Here is a 19,876-nt window from a genome sequence, read left to right on the forward strand (position 1 = left end):
GCGTCGCCTGGCGCTCCCCATCCGATGACCGATCCCACGCCCTCGTTTCCGTACGCTAGTCCCGGCACGTCTGCCGGCGGCCGCCATATGGAATCGGGCCGCGGCCGCGCGCGCTCCAGCAGCGCGCGGATCGGTGCCCAGCGCGCATCGCCACCAATCCCCATCCCTTTCCCTCCCTTCGCAGGAGTCACCCGCATGAAAGCCTTTTCCACCCCGTCCGTCGCCGGCATCGCCCGCCGCGGCCTGCTCAAGCTGGCCGCCGCCGCCGCCGGCGCGCTGCTGTTCTCGGGCGCCGCCCAGGCCCAGGCGCCCGCCAAGACCAAGGTCGCCGCCATCTACACGGTGCCGGTCGAACAGCAATGGGTGTCGCGCATCCACAAGGCGCTGGTCGCGGCCCGCGATCGCGGCGAGATCGAATACACGTTCTCGGAAAACGTCACCAACGCCGATTACGAGCGCGTGATGCGTCAGTACGCGGAACAAGGCAACAAGCTGGTGGTGGGCGAGGCCTTCGCGGTGGAAGCCGCCGCCCGCAAGGTGGCCAAGGACTATCCGCAGACCGCTTTCCTGATGGGTTCTTCGGGCAAGCCGCAGCAACCCAACTTCTCGGTGTTCGACAACCACATCCAGGAACCCGCCTACCTGACCGGCATGATCGCCGGCGGCATGAGCAAGACGGGCAAGATCGGCCTGGTGGGCGGCTACCCCATTCCCGAAGTGAACCGCCTGATGCACGCCTTCATCGAAGGCGCCAAGGAAGTGAACCCGCAGACCGAATTCACCGTGACCTTCATCGGCTCCTGGTTCGATCCCCCGAAGGCCAAGGAAGCCGCCTTCGCCATGATCGACAAGGGCGCGGACGTGCTCTATGCCGAGCGCTTCGGCGTATCGGACGCCGCCAAGGAGCGCGGCAAGCTGGCTATCGGCAACGTGATCGACACGCAGCAGCAGTATCCGGAGACCGTGGTCGCCTCGGCGCTGTGGAGCATGGAACCCACCATCGACGAAGCGCTCAAGCAGGTGCGCGCCGGCACGTTCAAGGCCGATGACTACGGCCAGTATTCGCTGATGAAGCACAAGGGCTCGTCGCTGGCGCCGCTGGGCACCTTCGAAAGCAAGATTCCCGCCGACCTGATGGCCAAGGTCCAGGCCAAGCAGAAGGCCATCCTGGACGGCAGCTTCAGCGTCAAGGTCAACGACAAAGAACCCAAGTCCTCGGCACGATGAACCACGCGCCTCTCGCCCTGCAACTGTCGGGGATCACCAAACGCTTTGGCAGCCTCACGGCCAACGACGACATATCGCTCACGCTGCGCCAGGGCGAAGTGTTGGCCTTGCTGGGCGAGAACGGCGCCGGCAAATCGACCTTGGTGTCGATCCTGTTCGGCCATTACGTGGCCGACGCCGGCAACATCGAAGTCTTCGGCCAGGCCTTGCCCGCCGGCCGGCCCGACGCCGCATTGGCGGCCGGGGTCGGCATGGTGCATCAGCACTTCACGCTGGCCGACAACCTGACCGTGCTGGACAACATCATGGTCGGCACGGAATCGCTGTGGAAGCTGGCGTCCGGCCGCGGCAAGGCCCGCCAGCGCCTGGTCGAACTCGGCCAGCGCTTCGGCCTGGGCGTGGATCCGGACGCGCGCGTCGGCACGCTGTCGGTCGGCGAGAAGCAGCGGGTCGAGATCCTGAAGGCGCTGTATCGCGGCGCGCGCGTCCTGATCCTGGACGAGCCCACCGCCGTGCTCACGCCGCAGGAAGTGCAGGACCTCTTTGCCACCTTGCGCGGCTTCGTCGACGAAGGCCTCGCGGTGATCTTCATTTCGCACAAGCTCGACGAAGTCATGGCGGTATCGGGCCGCGTGGCGGTGCTGCGCCAGGGCAAGCTGGTGGCCGAGCGCGAAACCGCCAGCACCAGTCCGGCCGAATTGGCCGAGCTGATGGTGGGCCGCAAGGTCGTCATGCCGCACGCCGAAGCCGTGGCTGCGGCCGAGCAGGCCGCGCCCGTGGTGACCTTGTCGCAAGTGACGGTGCGCGACGGCCGTGACGGCGCGACGCGCCTGGACAGCCTGGACCTGGTTGTCCACAAGCACGAGATCGTGGCGATCGCGGGCGTGGCCGGCAACGGCCAGCAGGCGCTGGTGTCGGTGCTGACCGGTTTGCGCCAGCCCAGCGACGGCACCATCCGCCTGGGTCCCGAGCATGCGGCGGCGCCCACCACGCCGGCCGGCTGGACCGCGGCCCACGTCGGCCGCATCCCGGAAGACCGCCACGGCGAAGGCGTGATCGGCGACAGTCCCTTGTGGGAAAACGCCATCGTCGAAGACCTGAAGGACCCGCGCTTCGCGCGCTGGGGCCTGGTCCGGGCACGAGCGGGCAAAGCCTATGCCCAGGCCCTGGCCAAGCAGTTCGACGTGCGCGCCGCATCGCTCGACGTGCGCACCCGCAGCCTGTCCGGTGGCAATATGCAGAAGCTGATCTTGGGCCGCACGCTGGCCCGCGAACCGCGCTTCATCGTGGCCGACCAGCCCACCTGGGGCCTGGACATCGGCGCGGTCGCCTATGTGCGTGAGCAGCTGCTGGCGGCGCGCACGCGCGGCGCGGGCGTGCTGCTGGTGTCCGAAGACCTGGAAGAGATCTTCGCCCTGGCCGACCGCATCGCCGTGCTGTGCGGCGGCAAGCTGATCGCCGTGAAGCCGGTGTCCGAATGGACGCCCGCCACGGTGGGCCTGGCCATGACGGGCACGCAGGGGTGAAAGCCCGCCACGTCCCGCGCGTCTCCACTACCTACCGAGCATTACTCGCATGAAACTGATCCTGGAACGCCGCCCGGAGCCCAGCCGCCTGGCGCTGGCCGTGGCGCCCTTCGCGGCCATCGCCTTCACGCTGGCGGTCTGCACCCTGCTGGTGGCCTGGGCCGGCGCCCCCGTGGGCCGCACCTATGCCTTGCTGTTCGAAGGCGCATTCGGCTCGCGCTTCGCGCTATCCGAAACCCTGACCCGCGCGACCCCGTTGATGCTGACCGGCCTGGCCTGTGCGGTGGCATTCCGCGCGCGCTTCTACAACATCGGCGCCGAGGGCCAGCTATACCTGGGCGCTCTGGCCGCGGTGGCAGTCGGCGGCCTGCATGACGGCACCGGCTTCGACCTGCCCGTGCCTGCGCTGTTTGCCGGCATGATGCTGGCGGCGGCGCTGGCTGGCGCCTTGCTGCTGTTGATCCCCGCCATCCTCAAGACCCGGCTGGGCGTGGATGAAGTGGTGACCACGCTGCTGGGCAACTTCATCGTGCTGCTGTTCGTGTCGATGATGCTGGACGGCCCCATGAAGGACCCCATGGCCATGGGCTGGCCGCAGTCCGTGGCGCTCAACGGCGACCTGGAGCTCGGCAAGCTGATCGAGCGCACCCGCGCCCATACCGGCCTCTTGTGGGCTGCCGGCCTGGCGCTGGGGCTGTGGCTGCTGAACCGCTACACCGTATTCGGCTTCCAGATGCGCGCGGTCGGCGCCAACGCGCACGCCTCGCGCTTCCTGGGCTTGCCGGTGAACCGTGTGATGCTGGGCACCGCCATGCTGTCGGGCGCGCTGGCCGGCCTGGCGGGCGCGATCGAAGTGGCGGGCCGCACCGGCTACGTCACGCTCGACATGTCGCCGGGCTATGGCTACACCGGCGTGGTGGTGGCTATGCTGGCCGGCCTGCATCCGCTGGGCGTGATCCTGGCCAGCCTGTTCGTGGCTGGCATGCTGGTGGGCGCGGACAGCATGAGCCGCGCCATCGCGGTGCCGAACTACATCGCCGACGTCATCGTCGCCACTTCGTTGCTCGCCATGCTGGTCGCGACGCTATTTGCGCAGTACCGCCTGCGCCGCAACCGGGCCTGAGGAGCGCGCCATGGAATGGATGGATCTGATGAGCTCGTCGGCGTTCTGGGTGGCGGTGCTGCGCCTGGCGACGCCGCTGATACTCGGCACGCTGGGCGTGCTGCTGTGCGAGCGCGCGGGCGTGTTGAACCTGGGCATCGAAGGCATCATGGCCGCCGGCGCCTTCACCGGCTGGCTGGTGGTGTATCTGGGCGCGCCGCTGTATGTGGGCGTGCTGGCGGCCGCTTTTGCGGGCGCGGTATTCGGCCTGCTGCACGCGGTGCTGACCGTGCCGCTGGGCCTGTCGCAGCACGTGTCCGGCCTGGGCGTGACGCTGCTGGCCACCAGCCTGAGTTACTTCGCCTATCGCGTCACGTTCCCCAGCGTGAACACGCCGCCCACGATCACGCCTTTTGCAGAAATGAAGTTCCTGGACGGCATTCCGCTCATCGGCCCGGTGCTGGCCGGGCAGACGCCCATGACCCTGCTGGCCCTGGCCGCGGTGCCGATACTGGCCTGGGTGCTGAACCGCACGCCGGTCGGCCTGGCGATCCGCATGGTGGGCGAGAACCCGGCCGCGGCCGAAGGGCAAGGCCTGTCGGTCACGCGCCTGCGCATGGGCGCCATCGTGGCCGGCTCCGCGCTGATGGGCGTGGCAGGAAGCTTCCTGACGCTGGCGGCGTTCAATGCCTTCTTCTTCAACATGGTCAACGGCCGCGGCTGGGTCTGCGTGGCGCTGGTCGTGTTCGCGTCGTGGCGGCCCGGCAAGGCGCTGCTGGGCGCACTGATCTTCGCCTTCTTCGACGCGCTGCAATTGCGCATGCAGCAAGGCGGCGCAGCGCTGCCCGGCCTGCCGGAGTTGCCGTACCAGGTCTATCTGATGCTGCCCTACGTCCTGTCCATCCTCGCCCTGGTGGTGATGGCGCGTCGCGCCGCCTACCCGCAGGCGTTGATGAAGCCCTACCGCAAAGGAGAGAGGTAGCGGAGGGGCCCACCCCCGAAGCGCTGCGCGCTTCCCCCTCAAGGGGGCGACGCTACGGACCGGCAAAGCCGGCTCCGTGCGCCCCGGATGGGATGCGCCAGCTCAACGCGAAGAACGGGGGCCGCAGTACCATGAACAACAGAAACCTTCCGCAAGGAATTCCATGCTCGATCTGATTCTTAGACACTGCACGCTGCCCGATGGCCGCCAGAACATCGACATCGGCATCGCCGGCGGCCGCATCGCGGCCTTGGAGCCGGCGCTGAAGACCGAGGCCGCGCAGATCGTGGACGCGGCCGGCCAGCTGGTGGCGCCGCCTTTCGTCGACGCGCACTTCCATATGGACTCCACGCTGTCCTTCGGACTGCCGCGCGTGAACCAATCCGGCACGCTGCTGGAAGGCATCGCGCTGTGGGGCGAGCTCAAGCCGCTGCTGACGCAGGAAGCGCTGGTCGAACGCGCGCTGGCCTATTGCGACTGGGCCGTGGCGCGCGGCCTGCTGGCGATTCGCTCGCATGTGGACGTGTGCGATCCGCGCCTCCTGGCCACGGAAGCGCTGCTGCATGTGCGCGAGAAGGTCAAACCCTACCTGGACCTGCAGCTGGTGGCCTTCCCGCAGGACGGCGTGCTGCGCGCCCCCGGCGCCCTGGACAACCTCAAGCGCGCGCTGGACATGGGCGTGGACGTGGTGGGCGGCATTCCGCACTTCGAACGCACCATGCAGGACGGCGCGGAATCGGTGCGCATCCTGTGCGAACTGGCCGCCGAACGCGGCCTGCGCGTGGACATGCACTGCGACGAAAGCGACGACCCGCTGTCGCGCCACATCGAGACGCTGGCGTACCACACGCAGCGCCTGGGCCTGCAAGGCCGCGTGACGGGTTCGCACCTGACGTCCATGCACTCCATGGATAACTACTACGTCTCCAAGCTGATTCCGCTGATGCGCGAAGCGGGCGTGTCCGCCATCGCCAACCCGCTGATCAACATCACGCTGCAAGGCCGCCACGACACCTATCCGAAGCGCCGCGGCATGACGCGCGTGCCCGAGCTACTGGCCGCCGGCGTGCCGGTGGCTTTCGGCCATGACTGCGTGATGGACCCCTGGTACAGCCTGGGTTCGGGCGACATGCTGGAAGTGGCGCACATGGGCCTGCACGTGGCCCAGATGACGGGCCAGGACGCCATGCGCGCCTGTTTCGAAGCCGTCACCACCACGCCGGCCAAGATCCTGGGCCTGGATGAGACCGGCCTGGCTGTCGGCAAGCGCGCCGACCTGGTGCTGCTGCAGGCGCGCGACGCGGTCGAAGCGCTGCGCCTGCGCGCCACCCGCCTGATGGTGCTGCGCGCGGGCCAGGTGGTGGCGACCACGCCGCCCGCCACCGCCACCCTGAACCTGCCGGGCCGTCCGGCCCAGGTCAGCTTCCAGACGCCGGCGCGCTGAGCACGTCTGGCGCGGCGCACACGCCGCCGCGCCTTACTTCAGCGGCATGCAGATGCGCGTCTGCAATTGCGCCGGCGGCGTGGTGCGCGGATCGTTCAGATACTGCTCGAACATGGGAAAGTCCGCCGGCACCTCGCCGCTGGCCGGCAGCCATTGCGAGAACATCCAGTTGTAGGCCTTGTCCATCTCGTTGTAGGGCCCGGTGTACGTCAGGATGGCGCAACGGCCTTCCGGAATCTCGAAGCGCTCCAGCTCGCCCCCCAGGTCCGCATCCGGCGCCACCGACATGCCGGCCATGGAACGCAGCTGGCTGGCCGGTACCTGCTCCGGGTCGTCGAGGTACACGCCGTAGCCGATGGAATCCGGCTGTGCGATGCCGCGGCTGACGGCCAGCATGAAGGCGCGCGTGAACAGCGGGCCGATTTCCTGATAGCTGCCGCGATGCGGCAGGACCGCCAGCGTCGCGCCCGGAAAGGTTTCGATCTTGATGGGATACATGCCTAGCTCCTGTGGGTCGAAAGGACGGGAGCGGACAGCCCGGTAACGCCCCGGCGATATGCCGAAGGTCGCGCCGAATGCCCGGTTGAACGCCGCGTCCGACTCATAGCCGGCGCGCTGCGCCACCTCGCGCAAGGAAGCCTCGGAATTCCCCAGCGCCACCGCCGCGCGGTGCATGCGGATGCGCTGCACGGTGGCGTTCACCGTCTCTCCCATCATGGCGCGGTAGACGCGATGGAAGTGGTACGGCGACAGGCAGGCCAGCTCGGCCAGCCGGTACAGGTCCGGGTCGGCGTCGGGGTGGCTTGCCAGCCAGCGCAGGACGGGTTCCAGGCGCTGGCCATAGAGGTTCAGGGTTGCGGGCTTCATGCGGTCTCCTTGGAGAGCAATGTAGCGGGCCGGCCTTTGCAGATTTTGCGCTTTTTGGCCGGCCGCGGGCAGGGGGCCGTCAGCGCCCGATCTCCCGGTTCCAGCGCGCGTTGAACGCGGGCCGGGTCTCGTTGATCTGATCCCAGTTCGGTATCTTGGCGTTCGACATATAGCCCTGGAAGCGCTGCAACGCATCCGCGTGGCCCGCTGGCGCCAGCACGTTGCGGTTGGACGGGAAGTGTCCGCCCATCTCCAGCGCCTTCGTCTGCGCCTGCTCGGACAACAGGTACAGCGCCAGCTTCTGCGACAGCTCCGGCTCGCTATTGCCGGCGACCACGCACTCACCCACCATCAGGATCATCGAACCCTCCTTGGGCTGCGCGTATTCCACGTGCACGCCCCGCATCTTCAGGCGGGAGATGGCCGTGGGCGTCCAGGGAAACAGCACCGCCTCGTCGGCCTGCACCATATCGGCCAGGCGCGCGGAATCCGGCAGGTATGCACGCACATTCGGGCCGACCACGGCCGGCCAGTGCGCGAAGCCCGGTCCGTAGTTCCGGTCGTCTCCGCCCAGGATGCGGTTGATCATCAGGAATGCGTGCAGGCCGAAGGTGCTGCTGGAAGCCGACTGCACCACGACCTGGCCCCGGTACTTCGGATCGGCGAGGTCCATCCACGACGTCGGCGGCGCCCAGCCCCGCTCGGCGAACACCTTGGTGTTGTAGCCCAGGCCCGTCATGCCGATGTCGATGCCCGCGGCCATGCGGTCCTTCTTCAGCGCGGTGGGATACAGCTCCTTCAGCACCGGATCGTCGTTGAGCTGCGTGCACAAGCCCATGGAGATCGCGCGCGCCATGATGCCGTCGTCCAGGAACATGAGGTGCAGCCGCGGCTTGCCCTTGTCGGCCTGGGCGCGCGCCAGCACCTCGGTCGACATGCCCGGCACCACCACGATCCTGACGTCGTGGGCGCGTTCGAAATCCGGAAACACATACTGCGAGAACGCGCGTGCCATGTCGCCGCCGTTCATGCCTACGTACAGTGTGGTCTGCTGCGCTGCGGCTCCGGCCGACAACAGCGCCGCCAGGGCCGCGCCGAGCACCGCCCCCACGCGGCGGCGCCCGTTTTGTTTGTTACGCGTCATATTGGTTCCTGCATGGGCTCATGCGACCTCCCGAATCGGCGTGCCAACGAAAAAAGCCTGGCACGCTACCGTATCCAGGCTTTTTCCCATGGGCTGCCGAACCGTTCAGTTCGGGTAGGTTCCGGGCAGCAGGATGCTGCGGTCGCCGGGCTCGATCGAGCGACGGCCGCACAGCGCCATCGTCGTATCCATTTCCTTGTACAGGATCTCCAGCACGCGGGTCACGCCGGCCTGGCCATAGGCGCCCAGGCCGTACAGGAATGCGCGGCCGATCATGGCGCCGCGCGCGCCCAGCGCCACGGCCTTCAGGATGTCCTGGCCGGAACGCACGCCGCCGTCCATCCACACTTCGATCTTCGAGCCCACGGCGTCGGCGATGGAGGGCAGGGCGGCGATGGACGACATGGCGCCGTCCAGCTGGCGCCCGCCGTGGTTGCTGACGATGAGCGCGTCGGCGCCGCTATTGGCGGCCGATTGCGCGTCCTCGACATCCAGGATGCCCTTGATGATGAGCTTGCCGCCCCAGCGCTGCTTGATCCATTCGACGTCGTTCCAGCTCAGGCTCGGGTCGAACTGTTCGGCCGTCCATGCCCCCAGCGAGGACAGGTCGCTCACGCCCTTGGCGTGGCCGACGATGTTGCCGAAGGTGCGGCGCTTGGTGCCCAGCATGCCCATGCACCAGCGCGGCTTGGTGGCCAGGTTGATGAGATTGCGCAGGGTGGGCTTGGGCGGGGTGGACAGGCCGTTCTTGATGTCCTTGTGGCGCTGGCCCAAAATCTGCAGGTCCAGCGTCAGCACCAGCGCCGAACAGCCGGCGGCCTTGGCGCGGTCGATCAGGTTGGCGACGAACTCGCGGTCGCGCATCACGTAGAGCTGGAACCAGAACGGCTTCCTGGTGGCCGCGGCCACATCTTCCAGCGAGCAGATGCTCATGGTGGACAGGGTAAAGGGCACGCCGAAGTCCGCCGCTGCCTTGGCCGCCAGGATTTCGCCGTCCGCGTGCTGCATGCCGGTCAGGCCCGTGGGCGAGATCGCCAGCGGCATGATCACGTCGTGGCCCACCATGGTGGTGCGCAGCGACCGGCCTTCCATATTGACCGCCACGCGCTGGCGCAGCTTGATCTTCTGAAAATCGCTTTCGTTGGCGCGGTAGGTGCCTTCGGTCCAGGCGCCGGAATCCGCGTAGTCGTAGAACATGCGCGGCACGCGCTTCTGCGCAATGGCGCGCAGATCTTCGATGCAGGTGATCGTAGAAAGGTTAGCGGTCATGGAGTGGTCTATGGAGTGTTGGGGCGCCAGCTGCGGCTCGTTATTCTTGGACGCCGGGCCGCCAGCTGCGGGCAGCTCCAGCGATTGCGCGGCCCTCCCAGGCCCCACAACGCCGCCCAGTATACGCGCCGAGGCCGGCAAGCGTCGCTTGCCGGCCTCGTTCGCGCCCCCCCTTTTATCGCAGGGACTCTTGCGGCCCCTGCGCCCCCGTTATCGCGGCCAGACCTTGGACACCGCCCGAATCGTGGCCCAGGCCACCCAGCGCGGGCTGGTCAGCCGCGCGGCGGGCAGACGGCGCATCACGTCCACGGCCAGTCCGCCGCGCTTGTGCCACTGTTTCTTGCGGGTCTGGCTGTCGGTCCAGCGGCCTTCCAGCCACGGGAATTCGCGGCGGCCCGGCTTGTAGACCGGCGGCGTGTTGTAGATCAGGATGTAAGCCAGCCGCGGCGCCTGCGAGGTATTCGGCCCGGTGAAGTGCAGCGTGCGGGCGTCATGCACCGTGATGCCGCCCGGGTCCAGCGGCTCCGGCACCGCCTGGTCGCGCGGAAAATCGCCGCAGCATTCAAGCGGATGCAGGGTCTTGTCGCCGCCCGGCGAACGGTGCTCCAGCACGTCCCATTTGTTGGAACCCGGAATGAACTGCATGCAGCCGTTTTCCGTGGTGGCCGGCTGCAGCGCCAGCCAGATGCTGAGTTCGTTGTAGATGAAGTCCGGCGAGCGGAAAGCCTCGTCCTGATGCCACGGCGTTTCCGGTCCGTGCGGCCCTGGCTTGAGCAGGGCGTGTTCGCCGTACAGGGCCGCCTCGGGGCCCAGCAACTGGCGCGCCAGCTCCAGGGTGCGCTCGTGGTACTCGGTCTTCAAGAGGCCCGGGGCATAATGGCGAGGATCGTGCAAGCTGGGAAACTTGGCAGGTTTGGACGGGTCGTCGCGGCTCACAAAGTCATACTGCGCCCCCTCGTTGTAGCCGGTCTTGTTCGCGAACAGGTCGAGCAGCGTCCTGCGGATGTAACCCACCTCGTCCTGCGGGCACATGTCCTTCAGGGCCAGGTAGCCCTGTTCCCTGTAGCGCGCTGTCTCGGCTTCCGACAACAAACTGGTCTCTTCCATAATGGCTTCTCCAAGCTCTGGTAACGGGTGTTCCCGCTGGCACGTTTTGACATGAGCTCTAACGTATCGCCAGGCGCCCCCCCGGCCTATAGACCATCCGCCGTAGTCACTACCGTCTACGTACATCGCCGAGCGCGGCGCCTCATCCAAGAGAGAATCGATGCAAGACCCTAAAGCCGATACCCATATCGAGACCGTGCACGTCACGGTCACTGGCACCGTGCAAGGCGTGGGCTACCGCCACGCCACGGTCCGGCGCGCCCACATGCTGGGCGCCAAGGGCTGGGTGCAGAACCTGCCGAACGGCACGGTCGAAGCCATGGTGCAGGGCACCGCCGACCAGGTCGACCACATGCTGGAATGGCTGCGGCGCGGCCCCCCGGGCGCCAGCGTGCAGGAGATCACCACCCGCCGGGAGTACACCGATAAGCGTTACATCCGTTTCGAGCAGCTGTGAGGCCGTCGCCTCTGCTCGCCGTTATGGGCTAGTCTGGTCGGCCGATACGGACGCGAAAGGAAAAAAGGCGCCTGCCGAAAGACTCAGCGCGTGCGCAGCCAGCGCCCGCCCAGCTGGTTGAAAAGCAGGCCGGCCAGCACGCAGGCCACGCCCACCCATTGCAGCGTCTCCAGGCGTTCGCCGAAGGCAACGGAAGCGGCCCATAGCCCCACCACGGGCACCAGCAGCGAGAACGGCGCGATCTTGGCGGCGGCGTGGCGCGTGAGCAACTGCGTCCACAGCGTGTAGGCCACCAAGGTGGCCAGCACCGCCAGGTACAACACCGACAGGATCTCTCCCCAGCCTATGTTCATGATCATGCCGACCACCGGCTGCCAGCCGTCGACCAGCACGGCCAGCAGCAGGAAAGGCAGCACCGGCGCGGCGCTGCTCCAGGCGATGAAGGCAAACGGGTCGTAGCCCGGCGACTTGCGGCTGGCCAGGCGCACGATGATGTTGGACACGGCCCACATGAACGCGCCGCCCAGCGTCAGCACGAACCCCGCCATGGTCATCTGGCCCGGCCCTTCGCCGCGGCCGCCGGCGATGACCGCCAGCCCCAGCGCCGCCACGCCCAGCCCGATCCAGTGATGGCGCTGCGCGCGCTCATGCAGGATGGGCGCGGCCAGCAGCAACGTGAAGAACGCCTGCGTCTGGATCACCAGCGACGCCATGCCGGCCGGCATGCCGAACTTCAAGGCGGTAAAGAGCAGCCCGAACTGGCCCAGGCCCTGCACCAGTCCATAGGCCGCGACCCAGCGCCACGGCAGCCTGGGCGCACGCACGAAGAGAATCAGGGGGAAGGCCGCCAGCGCGAATCTCAGGGCGCCCAGCAGCATGGGAGAGAGGCCCCGCATGCCGACCTTCATGGCGACGAAGTTGGTGCCCCAGATGACCACGACCGCCAGTGCGCAGAAATAGTCTTTTCGGGAAAGATGGGTCGTGGTCATGCGGCATTATCGCATCGCGCCACCGCCGCCGAACGGAGCAGATCAGCCTGCGTTCAGCACCGTTTCGAAGGCTTGCACAGCCGCGTCGATGTCGGCATCGCCGATGTGGCGGTGGGTCACGCAGCGCAGCCGCGTGCGGCCCCAGGGGCGCACCAGCAGGCCCGCCGCCTGCAGGGCCGCCACCCACTCCGTGTTGCTCATGCCCGTGCCGGCGGTCTCCACCTGCACGATATTGGTCTGCGGTTCGGTGGCCGAGATGGCCGGTCCCAGGCGGTTGACGCCCGCGCTCAGGCGGCGCGCGCGGACGTGATCCTCCGCCAGCCGCCCGGTCATGGTCTGCACGCCTTCCAGGCCGGCTGCGGCCATGATGCCCGACTGGCGCTGGGTGCCGCCCAGCATGCGGCGCAGCACGCGCGCCCGCGCCATGACGGGCTGGCTGCCGGCCAGCACCGCGCCCACCGGCGCGCTCAGGCCCTTGGACAGGCACAGCGACACGGTGTCGGCATGGCGGGCGATCTCGCCCGCCGCCACGCCCAGGGCCACGGCCGCGTTGTAGAGGCGCGCGCCATCCAGGTGCACCGGCACGCCCGCGACACGCGCCAAGCCATGGACCGCCTGCATGTGATCCAGCGGCAGCACCGCGCCGGCGGCGTTATTGTGCGAGGTCTCCATCGTCACCAGCGCCGTCTTCAACCGGTGGCCGCCGGCCAGCAAGGCGTCCTCCAGGCGGTTCAGGTCCATGGCGCCGTCAGTACCGGGCAGGCCCAGGTAGAACGAGCCGGTGAACGTGGCCGCCCCGCGTTCGGACGTGTACATGTGGGCGGCCGATTCCAACACCACCTGCTCATTGCGCTGCGTCTGCGCCAGCACCGCCAGCAGGTTGGCCATGGTGCAGCTGGGCACGAACAGCCCGGCTTCCTTGCCCAGCTGGCCGGCCACATACGCCTCGAGCTCGCGCACGGTAGGATCGCCGTCCAGGCCGTCATCGCCGATGGGCGCGGTGCGCATGCGTTCGTACATGGCCGCGGTGGGATGGGTGACCGTGTCGCTGCGCAGGTCGACGGGTGCGCGGGCGGCGGCGGGGGAGGTCTGGGTCATGGCTGTCAGTGCTGCAGGATTTTGGAAAGAAACTGGCGCGTGCGCGGCGCACGCTCCTCTACATCGCCGAAGAACTGCTCCTTGTCGCAGTCTTCCACGATCTTGCCGCCGTCCATGAAGATCACACGGTCGGCGACGCGGCGCGCGAATCCCATTTCATGGGTCACCACCATCATCGTCATGCCCTCGGCGGCCAGGTCGGTCATCACGTCCAGCACTTCGTTGACCATCTCAGGGTCCAGCGCCGAGGTCGGCTCGTCGAACAGCATCACCACCGGATCCATCGACAGCGCGCGCGCGATCGCCACGCGCTGCTGCTGACCGCCCGACAGTTCGCCGGGGTGCTTGTCCTTGTGCGCCGACAGGCCCACGCGCTCCAGCAGGGCCAGCGCGCGCTGGCGGGCTTCGTCCTTGCCGCGCTTGAGCACCTTGAGCTGGCCCAGGCACAGGTTCTCCGTCACCGACAGGTGCGGGAACAGCTCGAAATGCTGGAACACCATGCCGGCCACCGCGCGCAGCTTGGGCAGGTTGGTGCGCGGATCGCCCACCGAAATGCCGTTGACCTGGATCTCGCCTTTCTGGAAGGGCTCCAGCGCGTTCACGGTCTTGATCAGCGTGGACTTGCCCGAACCCGACGGTCCGCACACCACCACGACCTCGCCGCGGCCCACGGTGGTGGAGCAATCGTCCAGCACCTGGAAGTCGCCATACCACTTGCTGACCTGCTTGATCGCTATCATGGGGGGCTTGGAAGAGAGTTGCATTGTTGAAACCTGTGGATAACTGGAAGCGCTGCGCTAGCGCAGCACCCGCGTGCGCTTTTCCAGCAGCTTGACCAGGCGGGACGCCGTGAAGCAGATCACGAAATACACCACCGCCACGAACAGATAGAGCTCCACCAGACGGCCGTCGCGCTGGCCGATCTTGGCGGCCGCGCCGAGGAAATCGGTCAGGGACAGCACATACACCAGCGAGGTGTCCTGGAACAGGATGATGATGCGCGTGAAGAGCGCCGGCAGCATGTTGCGGAACGCCTGCGGCAACACCACATAGCGCATGCCCTGCCAGTGGTTCAGCCCCAGCGCCATGCTGGCCGACACCTGGCCGCGCGCGATCGACTGGATGCCCGCGCGCATGATTTCGCAGAAGTACGCGGCCTCGAAAAGGGTGAAGGTGATCACCGCCGAATTGAACGCCCCCACGCGCAACGGCGTGGGCGACCCAACCACCCAGGCGGCGATGTAGGGCATCAGGAAGTAGAACCAGAAGATCACCAGCAAGAGCGGGATCGAGCGCATCACGTTCACGTAGATGCCCGCCGGCACCGACAGGATCTTGAAGCGCGACAGCCGCATCATGGCCAGCAGCGTGCCCAGCGCCAGGCCCATCACGCCGGCCAGCGCGGTCAGGGTCAGCGTGAAGGTCATGCCCGTCTTGAACAGATAGGGCAGCGCCGCCCAGATCACGTCGAAATCGAATTTGCCCATGGCTTCGTCCTAGGGCCTTTTCGCCGAACCGATCAGTCCGGGAACCGCGACATGGCGTTCGAGCAGCCGCATGCCCAGCACCACCATGCCGTTGATGATCAGGTAGATCACCGTGGCCGCGGAAAACGCCTCGAAGATGTGGAAGCTGAATTCCGCCATCGAACGCGCCTGGCCGGTCAGTTCCAACAGCCCGATCGTCAGCGCCACCGACGAATACTTGATGGTGCCCATGAACTCGGAGGTCAGGGGCGGCAGCACGATGCGGAACGCTTCCGGCAGGATGATGTAGCGGTACACCTGCGCCTCGGTCAGGCCCAGCGCGGTGCCCGCCTGGAACTGGCCGCGCGGCAGCGACTGTATGCCCGCGCGCAGCTGCTCGGCCACCCGCGCCGATCCATAGAACCCCAGGCACAGCACCGCGGGTACGAACTGGCCCCAGGGTTGCGGCATCTGCTTCATGGCCAGACCCCAGGCATGCGGCAGCAGTTCGGGCAGCACGAAGTACCAGAGGAACATCTGCACCAGCAGCGGGATGTTGCGGAAGACCTCCACATAGGTCGCGCCCAGCGCGTTCATCAGGCGCGAGCTGGCGGTGCGCATCACGCCCAGCACTGACCCCAGCAACAGCGAGAACACCCACGCGGTCAGGGCCAGCGCCAAGGTCCAGCCCACGCCGATGAAGATCGTCTCCAGAAAGGTATGCACGCCGTCCGGCGACATATCCAGGAAGATGCTCCAGCTCCAGTTGTAATTCATGCCCCGTCCCTTGATGGCGATGCCAACCGCGCCTGGCAGCCGGCTTCCTTGCACGCAAGCCGCGGGACGCCAGGCGTCCCGCGCGCAGCCTGCTTACTCGTACGCCTTGGGATCGCCGGAATCGGTCGGATTGGCCAGCGCGCGCTTGAGCGCATCGCTCATCGGGTACTTCAGGTTGATCTGCTTGGGCGGGATCGGTGCATTGAAGTACTTGTCGTAGATCGCGGCCACCTTGCCCGTCTTGATCAGATCGCGCACGGCATCGTCCACCACCTTCTTGAAGGCCGGATCGTCCTTGGGTTCCATGATGCCGTAGGGCGCCATTTCCAGGCCCTTGGTGCCAATCACGAAGGCGTCGGGATTCTTCGACGACGCCACCGCGCCATAGGCGATGCCGTCATCGTTGGCCGAACCCGCGGCGCGGCCCGATTCCACCATCAGGATGGTTTCGGCGGTGTCCTTGGTGGGCGCCATGGTGATGCCCAGGTTGCCCTTGGCGTTCAGCTGCGAGATCAGCCGGAAGGTCTGGCCGCCGGCCTGCGCCGCGATCGACTTGCCGCGGAAGGACTCCAGGTTGTTGGGATCCACGCCGCCGTCCTTGCGCGCCACCAGCACCACCTGCGCCACAAAGGTCGTGGGCGCGAACGACACCAGCTTGTGGCGTTCGAGGTTGTTGGTGGTGTTGCCGCATTCCAGGTCGATGGTGCCGTTGGCCAGCAGCGGAATGCGCGTGGCGGAAGTCGTCGGGTTGTAGCGCACCTCCAGCTTGGGCAGCTTCAGGGCGGCCTTCACGTATTGGGCGACTTCCTGGCAGATCTCCACCGTGTAGCCGATCGGCTTCTGGTTGCCGTCCAGATAGGCAAACGGGACCGAGGTCTCCGGATGGCCCAGCGTGATCACGCCGGTTTCCTTGATCTTGTCCAGGCGGCTGGGGCCTTCGGCCTGGGCGGTTGCGGCGCTGCCCAGGAAGGCCGCGGCGACGGAGATCGCAGCAAGTGCTTTCATCTGATTCCCTTGGCGCCGTTCGAGCGGCGCATGTTTATGTTCACGATCGACGGCGCCAGCCAGGCTGACAGCCGCCTCGTCCCGCGATGAGCCCCGCGGCTGGCGAAAAGTATCAACTAGCGGTATGGTTTTATCCAGTTCCAATCGAGTATTCCTCTATACGGATTTGACATGGCCATTCCACGGATGGGCTTGAGACACATCGAGGCGTTCCGCGCCGTGATGATGACCGGCTCCATGACCGCCGCCGCACGGCGCGTGCACACCTCGCAGCCGCACGTTAGCCGCTTAATTGCGCAATTGGAAGCCATTACCCAGTTCGCCTTGTTCGACCGCAATGGCAGCCGCCTGACCCCGACGCAGGACGGGTCGCGCTTCTTCCAGGAAGTGGAAAAGACCTTCATCGGCCTGGCCGGCCTGGAATCGGCGGCGGCCAGCATCCGCTCGTTCAGCGCCAGCCGCCTGAGCGTGGCCGCCATGCCGCGGCTGGCAGGCGGCCTGCTGGCGCGCATCGTCGCGGCCTTCAAGACGGAATACCCGGACGTGATGGTGTCCATCCATTCCGGCAACGCCAGCACGGTGCACAACTGGATCAGTTCGGGGTTCTGCGACACGGGCCTGGCCATGCTGTCGGGAGATTCCCCCGGCATCCAGGTCGAGCCGGTGCTGACCATGAGCTGCGTCGCGGTAGTGCCCAAGGGCCATCGCCTGGCCAAGCTGAAGAAACTCAAGCCCGCCGACTTCGCCGGCGAACCGTTCGTGGCCTTCACCAGCGGCACGCCGCTGCGCGAAAAGATCGACACGATATTCAAGACAGCCAAGGTCGAACGCCAGACCGTGGCCGAGGCCGGCCTGGGGTCGTCGATCTGCGCCCTGGTCGGCGCGGGCTTGGGCGTGGCGCTCATCAACCCGCTGGCCGCGCGCGAGGAATACGCGGCCCACAATGTCGAGATCCGCCCCTTCAGCCCCGCCGTGCCGGTGACGGTGGCGCTGCTGTATCCGCCGTACCACACGCGCACGCGACTGGTCAGCGTGTTTTCACGTTATGCGCACCAGCTCATGCAGGAAGAGATGGGGGATCTGAAGGCGCGGCCGGGGCGGTGACGCCGCGCTGGTGCCATCAGCGCTCTGCGGCGCCTTGCTCCAGATACCGCTCGGCCTCGCCCGATTGCTTCATCGCATCCCACTGCGCCAGCGGCAGTTGAGGCATCTGAAAGGCCGCCTGCGGCCGGCAATACCAGCCTGGATTGTGCAGGCGCGCCAGCAGGTCCATCGCCGGACCATCCAGATAGAGATGCTCCCGGTCCGCCACCACGTCGTCACGCACATGCATGGCCGCCACCTGCGCCACGATCAGGCTGCGGCGGTCGATGCGCAGCAGTTCATGCACGCGGCACTCGAACGCCACGGGCGACTGCGCCACCCAGGGCACCTCGATGCGCCGCGACGGCGACAGCTCCAGGCCAGCCTCCAGGGACTCGTCCACGCCCGCCGGAAAATCCACCGCCGTCACGTTCATCCGGCCGGCCTGCGGGGCGGACACCAGGCTCACGGTGAACTCGCCGCGTTCGGCGATGTTGCGCGCGGTGTCCTTGGGCGCATCGCCGCGCACGCCGATGCCGACGCAGATCAGCGGCGGATCGCCCGACATCAGGTTGAAGAACGAGAACGGCGCCACGTTCGTCGTCCCTGCGGCGTCGCGCGACACGATCCAGGCGATGGGCCGCGGCACGATCGCCGCGGTCAGCAGCTTGTAGCGCGCCGGGCCCGCCAGGTCATTCAGATCGATGAACATGGCTTATCCCCAACCCCTCAGTCCCGACCCTGCGACGGCGCGGCGCCTTGCGCGGCCTTCGCATCGGCGAAGGCGCGGTCGCTGCGCTTGCAACGGCAGCGGCCGATCTGGTGCAGCTCGATCAGGTTGCCCACCGGGTCGCGCAGGAACAGCTGCATAAGCTCGGGCGCGGCCACGTTGTCCAGCTTCCAGTAGTCCACCGCCAGACGCTGCAGTTCCGTCTCGGCCGCCGCGATATCGCGCACGGCCAGCGCCACGTGGTTTTCCACAGGATCACAGCCCGGGCCTTGAGAATAGGGCGAGGGGCCGTCGCTGCCCAGCAGGTGGATCTGGCAGTCGTTGCCCATGTCCAGGAAGTACCCGGCGATGCCCGGAATCTCCCAACGGCCGCGGTCCGTGTCCAAACCCAGCACGTCTCCATAGAACGCGCCCATGGCCGCGACCTTGTCCAGCGACATGCGCACCGCGTGATGATGCAACTCCAGAACTTCCAGCGCCATTTGTCTCTCCTCGGTTCTCATACGGCCTGCGCCCACGCGCGGCCACGGCTCGAATGTTGGTCCCGGACGGGACGCCGGGGAATGCCGTCTGGCGCAATCCAGAAGTGCATCAGACACAACCCTGAAACGCCCGCCCGGTTTGCCGGCCGCGCTATGCTTGGTCACATGAAACCGCTAGACCTGAATCTGCTATTGACCCTGGACGTGCTGATCCAGGAAGGCAGCGTCGTCGGCGCGGCGCGCCGGCTGAACCTGAGCACCCCCGCCATGAGCCGCGGCCTGGCGCGCATCCGGGAGGCCGTCGGCGACCCCGTGCTGGTGCGCTCCGGCCGCGGCCTGGCGCCCACGCCCCGGGCGCTGGCCCTGCACGCGCAGGTGCGCCACGTCATCGAACAGGCGCAGGCCGTCTTCACGGCCTTCGGCGAGGACATCAACCTGGCAACCCTGACGCGCGTCTTCACCCTGCGCGCCAACGACGTGTTCGTGGGCGGTTACGGCGGCCGGCTGCGCGAGCACCTGCGCCGTTATGCGCCCCGCGCCGTGCTGCGCTTCGTCTCCGAAGGCAACCACGACGCCGACGCGCTCAGCGGCGATGCCGATCTCTATATCGGTTCTTCCCAGAAGTTCGGCGCCGACATCAAGGTGCAGACCCTGTTCACCACCGCGTTCTGCGGACTGGCGCGCAAGGAACACCCGATCTTCAAGGCGCCCATCACCCCGCAGCGCTTCTGCGCCTACGACCACGTCAGCGTGTCGCGCCGCGGCCGCGCGCAAGGCCCGATCGACGACACCCTGGAAGAACTCGGGCTGGCGCGCCACGTCACGCTGATCACGCCCACCTTCCACGCCGCGATCTTCGCGCTGGCCGATTCCGACCTGGTGCTGCCGTCCATGCCGCAGAACCTGATGTCCGGCGTCGAACGCCTGGGCCTGAAGCTGAGCGCCTTCGAGGTGCCGGTGCCCATGCGTCCGGTCACCGTGGTGCAGGCCTGGCCGCCGCGGCTGGACAGCGACCCCGCGCACCGCTGGCTAAGGCAAACGATCAAGCAGGTTTGCGGCACGCCGCCGGATGCGGCGGCGGGGTTGTAGATAGTTCGCCGTCAACGTAGCAGCTTGCGCGG

At 67.3% G+C, this 19,876-nt stretch carries 20 protein-coding genes; 8 read left to right on the forward strand and 12 right to left on the reverse strand.

Annotated elements, in window-relative coordinates; all coding sequences use genetic code 11:
- Window positions 1–195: 195 nt before the first annotated feature.
- The 5 genes from ACZ5YA_RS22250 (at window position 196) to ACZ5YA_RS22270 (ending at window position 6,281) form a co-directional block, all read left to right on the forward strand.
- Window positions 196–1,227 (forward strand): BMP family protein, encoded by a 1,032-nt coding sequence (locus tag ACZ5YA_RS22250; protein ID WP_464091248.1) that lies wholly within the window; start codon window positions 196–198, stop codon window positions 1,225–1,227.
- Window positions 1,224–2,753 carry an ABC transporter ATP-binding protein gene (locus ACZ5YA_RS22255; protein WP_118932750.1) on the forward strand — a complete coding sequence of 510 codons (1,530 nt, stop codon included), beginning with the start codon at window positions 1,224–1,226 and terminating at the stop codon, window positions 2,751–2,753. Before ACZ5YA_RS22250 ends, ACZ5YA_RS22255 begins: the two co-directional genes overlap by 4 nt.
- A gap of 49 nt (window positions 2,754–2,802) precedes the next feature.
- Complete coding sequence (locus tag ACZ5YA_RS22260) at window positions 2,803–3,876, forward strand: ABC transporter permease (protein ID WP_059376442.1); 1,074 nt, start codon at window positions 2,803–2,805, stop codon at window positions 3,874–3,876.
- Window positions 3,877–3,886: 10 nt separating this feature from the next.
- A complete protein-coding gene (locus ACZ5YA_RS22265) occupies window positions 3,887–4,837 on the forward strand; it encodes an ABC transporter permease (protein WP_054455740.1) in 951 nt (316 codons plus the stop codon).
- Window positions 4,838–5,000: 163 nt separating this feature from the next.
- The gene (locus ACZ5YA_RS22270) at window positions 5,001–6,281 is read left to right on the forward strand and encodes an amidohydrolase family protein (RefSeq protein ID WP_464091249.1); all 1,281 of its coding nucleotides are present in this window, start codon (window positions 5,001–5,003) and stop codon (window positions 6,279–6,281) included.
- A gap of 33 nt (window positions 6,282–6,314) precedes the next feature.
- On the opposite strand, the gene ACZ5YA_RS22275 is transcribed toward ACZ5YA_RS22270, so the two are convergent.
- The 4 genes from ACZ5YA_RS22275 to ACZ5YA_RS22290 form a co-directional block, all read right to left on the reverse strand.
- Window positions 6,315–7,148: an AraC family transcriptional regulator gene (locus ACZ5YA_RS22275; protein ID WP_118932748.1), complete on the reverse strand. Its 834-nt coding sequence runs from the start codon at window positions 7,146–7,148 to the stop codon at window positions 6,315–6,317.
- Between the two features lie 79 nt (window positions 7,149–7,227).
- Entirely contained in the window at window positions 7,228–8,292 is a 1,065-nt protein-coding gene (locus ACZ5YA_RS22280) for an extracellular solute-binding protein (RefSeq protein ID WP_059376429.1), read from the reverse strand.
- Between the two features lie 105 nt (window positions 8,293–8,397).
- The gene (locus ACZ5YA_RS22285) at window positions 8,398–9,561 is read right to left on the reverse strand and encodes an alpha-hydroxy acid oxidase (protein WP_280014444.1); all 1,164 of its coding nucleotides are present in this window, start codon (window positions 9,559–9,561) and stop codon (window positions 8,398–8,400) included.
- A gap of 210 nt (window positions 9,562–9,771) precedes the next feature.
- Window positions 9,772–10,668, reverse strand: a complete 897-nt coding sequence (locus tag ACZ5YA_RS22290; RefSeq protein ID WP_059376419.1) for a phytanoyl-CoA dioxygenase family protein — start codon at window positions 10,666–10,668, stop codon at window positions 9,772–9,774.
- A gap of 160 nt (window positions 10,669–10,828) precedes the next feature.
- Between ACZ5YA_RS22290 and ACZ5YA_RS22295 the strand changes: the two genes are divergently transcribed.
- Window positions 10,829–11,125, forward strand: a complete 297-nt coding sequence (locus ACZ5YA_RS22295; protein ID WP_059376413.1) for an acylphosphatase — start codon at window positions 10,829–10,831, stop codon at window positions 11,123–11,125.
- 83 nt (window positions 11,126–11,208) lie between these two features.
- Here the strand turns inward: ACZ5YA_RS22295 and ACZ5YA_RS22300 are convergent, their stop codons facing one another.
- The 6 genes from ACZ5YA_RS22300 to ACZ5YA_RS22325 form a co-directional block, all read right to left on the reverse strand.
- A complete protein-coding gene (locus tag ACZ5YA_RS22300) occupies window positions 11,209–12,114 on the reverse strand; it encodes an EamA family transporter (RefSeq protein WP_059376407.1) in 906 nt (301 codons plus the stop codon).
- Window positions 12,115–12,156: 42 nt separating this feature from the next.
- Window positions 12,157–13,212, reverse strand: coding sequence for a threonine aldolase family protein (locus ACZ5YA_RS22305; protein ID WP_464091250.1), 1,056 nt, complete (start codon window positions 13,210–13,212; stop codon window positions 12,157–12,159).
- Between the two features lie 5 nt (window positions 13,213–13,217).
- Window positions 13,218–13,952 carry an amino acid ABC transporter ATP-binding protein gene (locus tag ACZ5YA_RS22310; protein WP_041652034.1) on the reverse strand — a complete coding sequence of 245 codons (735 nt, stop codon included), beginning with the start codon at window positions 13,950–13,952 and terminating at the stop codon, window positions 13,218–13,220.
- 57 nt (window positions 13,953–14,009) lie between these two features.
- Window positions 14,010–14,699 carry an amino acid ABC transporter permease gene (locus tag ACZ5YA_RS22315; protein WP_118932745.1) on the reverse strand — a complete coding sequence of 230 codons (690 nt, stop codon included), beginning with the start codon at window positions 14,697–14,699 and terminating at the stop codon, window positions 14,010–14,012.
- A 9-nt stretch (window positions 14,700–14,708) separates the two neighbouring features.
- Window positions 14,709–15,455: an amino acid ABC transporter permease gene (locus ACZ5YA_RS22320; RefSeq protein WP_059376401.1), complete on the reverse strand. Its 747-nt coding sequence runs from the start codon at window positions 15,453–15,455 to the stop codon at window positions 14,709–14,711.
- Between the two features lie 93 nt (window positions 15,456–15,548).
- The gene (locus ACZ5YA_RS22325) at window positions 15,549–16,460 is read right to left on the reverse strand and encodes an amino acid ABC transporter substrate-binding protein (RefSeq protein ID WP_059376395.1); all 912 of its coding nucleotides are present in this window, start codon (window positions 16,458–16,460) and stop codon (window positions 15,549–15,551) included.
- Between the two features lie 171 nt (window positions 16,461–16,631).
- Here ACZ5YA_RS22325 and ACZ5YA_RS22330 point away from each other — a divergent pair, with 171 nt between their 5' ends.
- On the forward strand, window positions 16,632–17,564 hold the full coding sequence (locus ACZ5YA_RS22330) for a LysR substrate-binding domain-containing protein (RefSeq protein WP_088143578.1): 933 nt from the start codon (window positions 16,632–16,634) through the stop codon (window positions 17,562–17,564).
- A gap of 16 nt (window positions 17,565–17,580) precedes the next feature.
- On the opposite strand, the gene ACZ5YA_RS22335 is transcribed toward ACZ5YA_RS22330, so the two are convergent.
- Both ACZ5YA_RS22335 and ACZ5YA_RS22340 read right to left on the reverse strand, forming a co-directional pair.
- Complete coding sequence (locus ACZ5YA_RS22335) at window positions 17,581–18,255, reverse strand: flavin reductase family protein (protein WP_464091251.1); 675 nt, start codon at window positions 18,253–18,255, stop codon at window positions 17,581–17,583.
- A 17-nt stretch (window positions 18,256–18,272) separates the two neighbouring features.
- Complete coding sequence (locus tag ACZ5YA_RS22340; RefSeq protein WP_054455770.1) at window positions 18,273–18,755, reverse strand: VOC family protein; 483 nt, start codon at window positions 18,753–18,755, stop codon at window positions 18,273–18,275.
- Window positions 18,756–18,920: 165 nt separating this feature from the next.
- Here ACZ5YA_RS22340 and ACZ5YA_RS22345 point away from each other — a divergent pair, with 165 nt between their 5' ends.
- The gene (locus ACZ5YA_RS22345) at window positions 18,921–19,844 is read left to right on the forward strand and encodes a LysR family transcriptional regulator (RefSeq protein ID WP_059376372.1); all 924 of its coding nucleotides are present in this window, start codon (window positions 18,921–18,923) and stop codon (window positions 19,842–19,844) included.
- Window positions 19,845–19,876 lie beyond the last annotated feature (32 nt).

Source organism: Achromobacter sp. JCM 18799 (genome assembly GCF_055395645.1).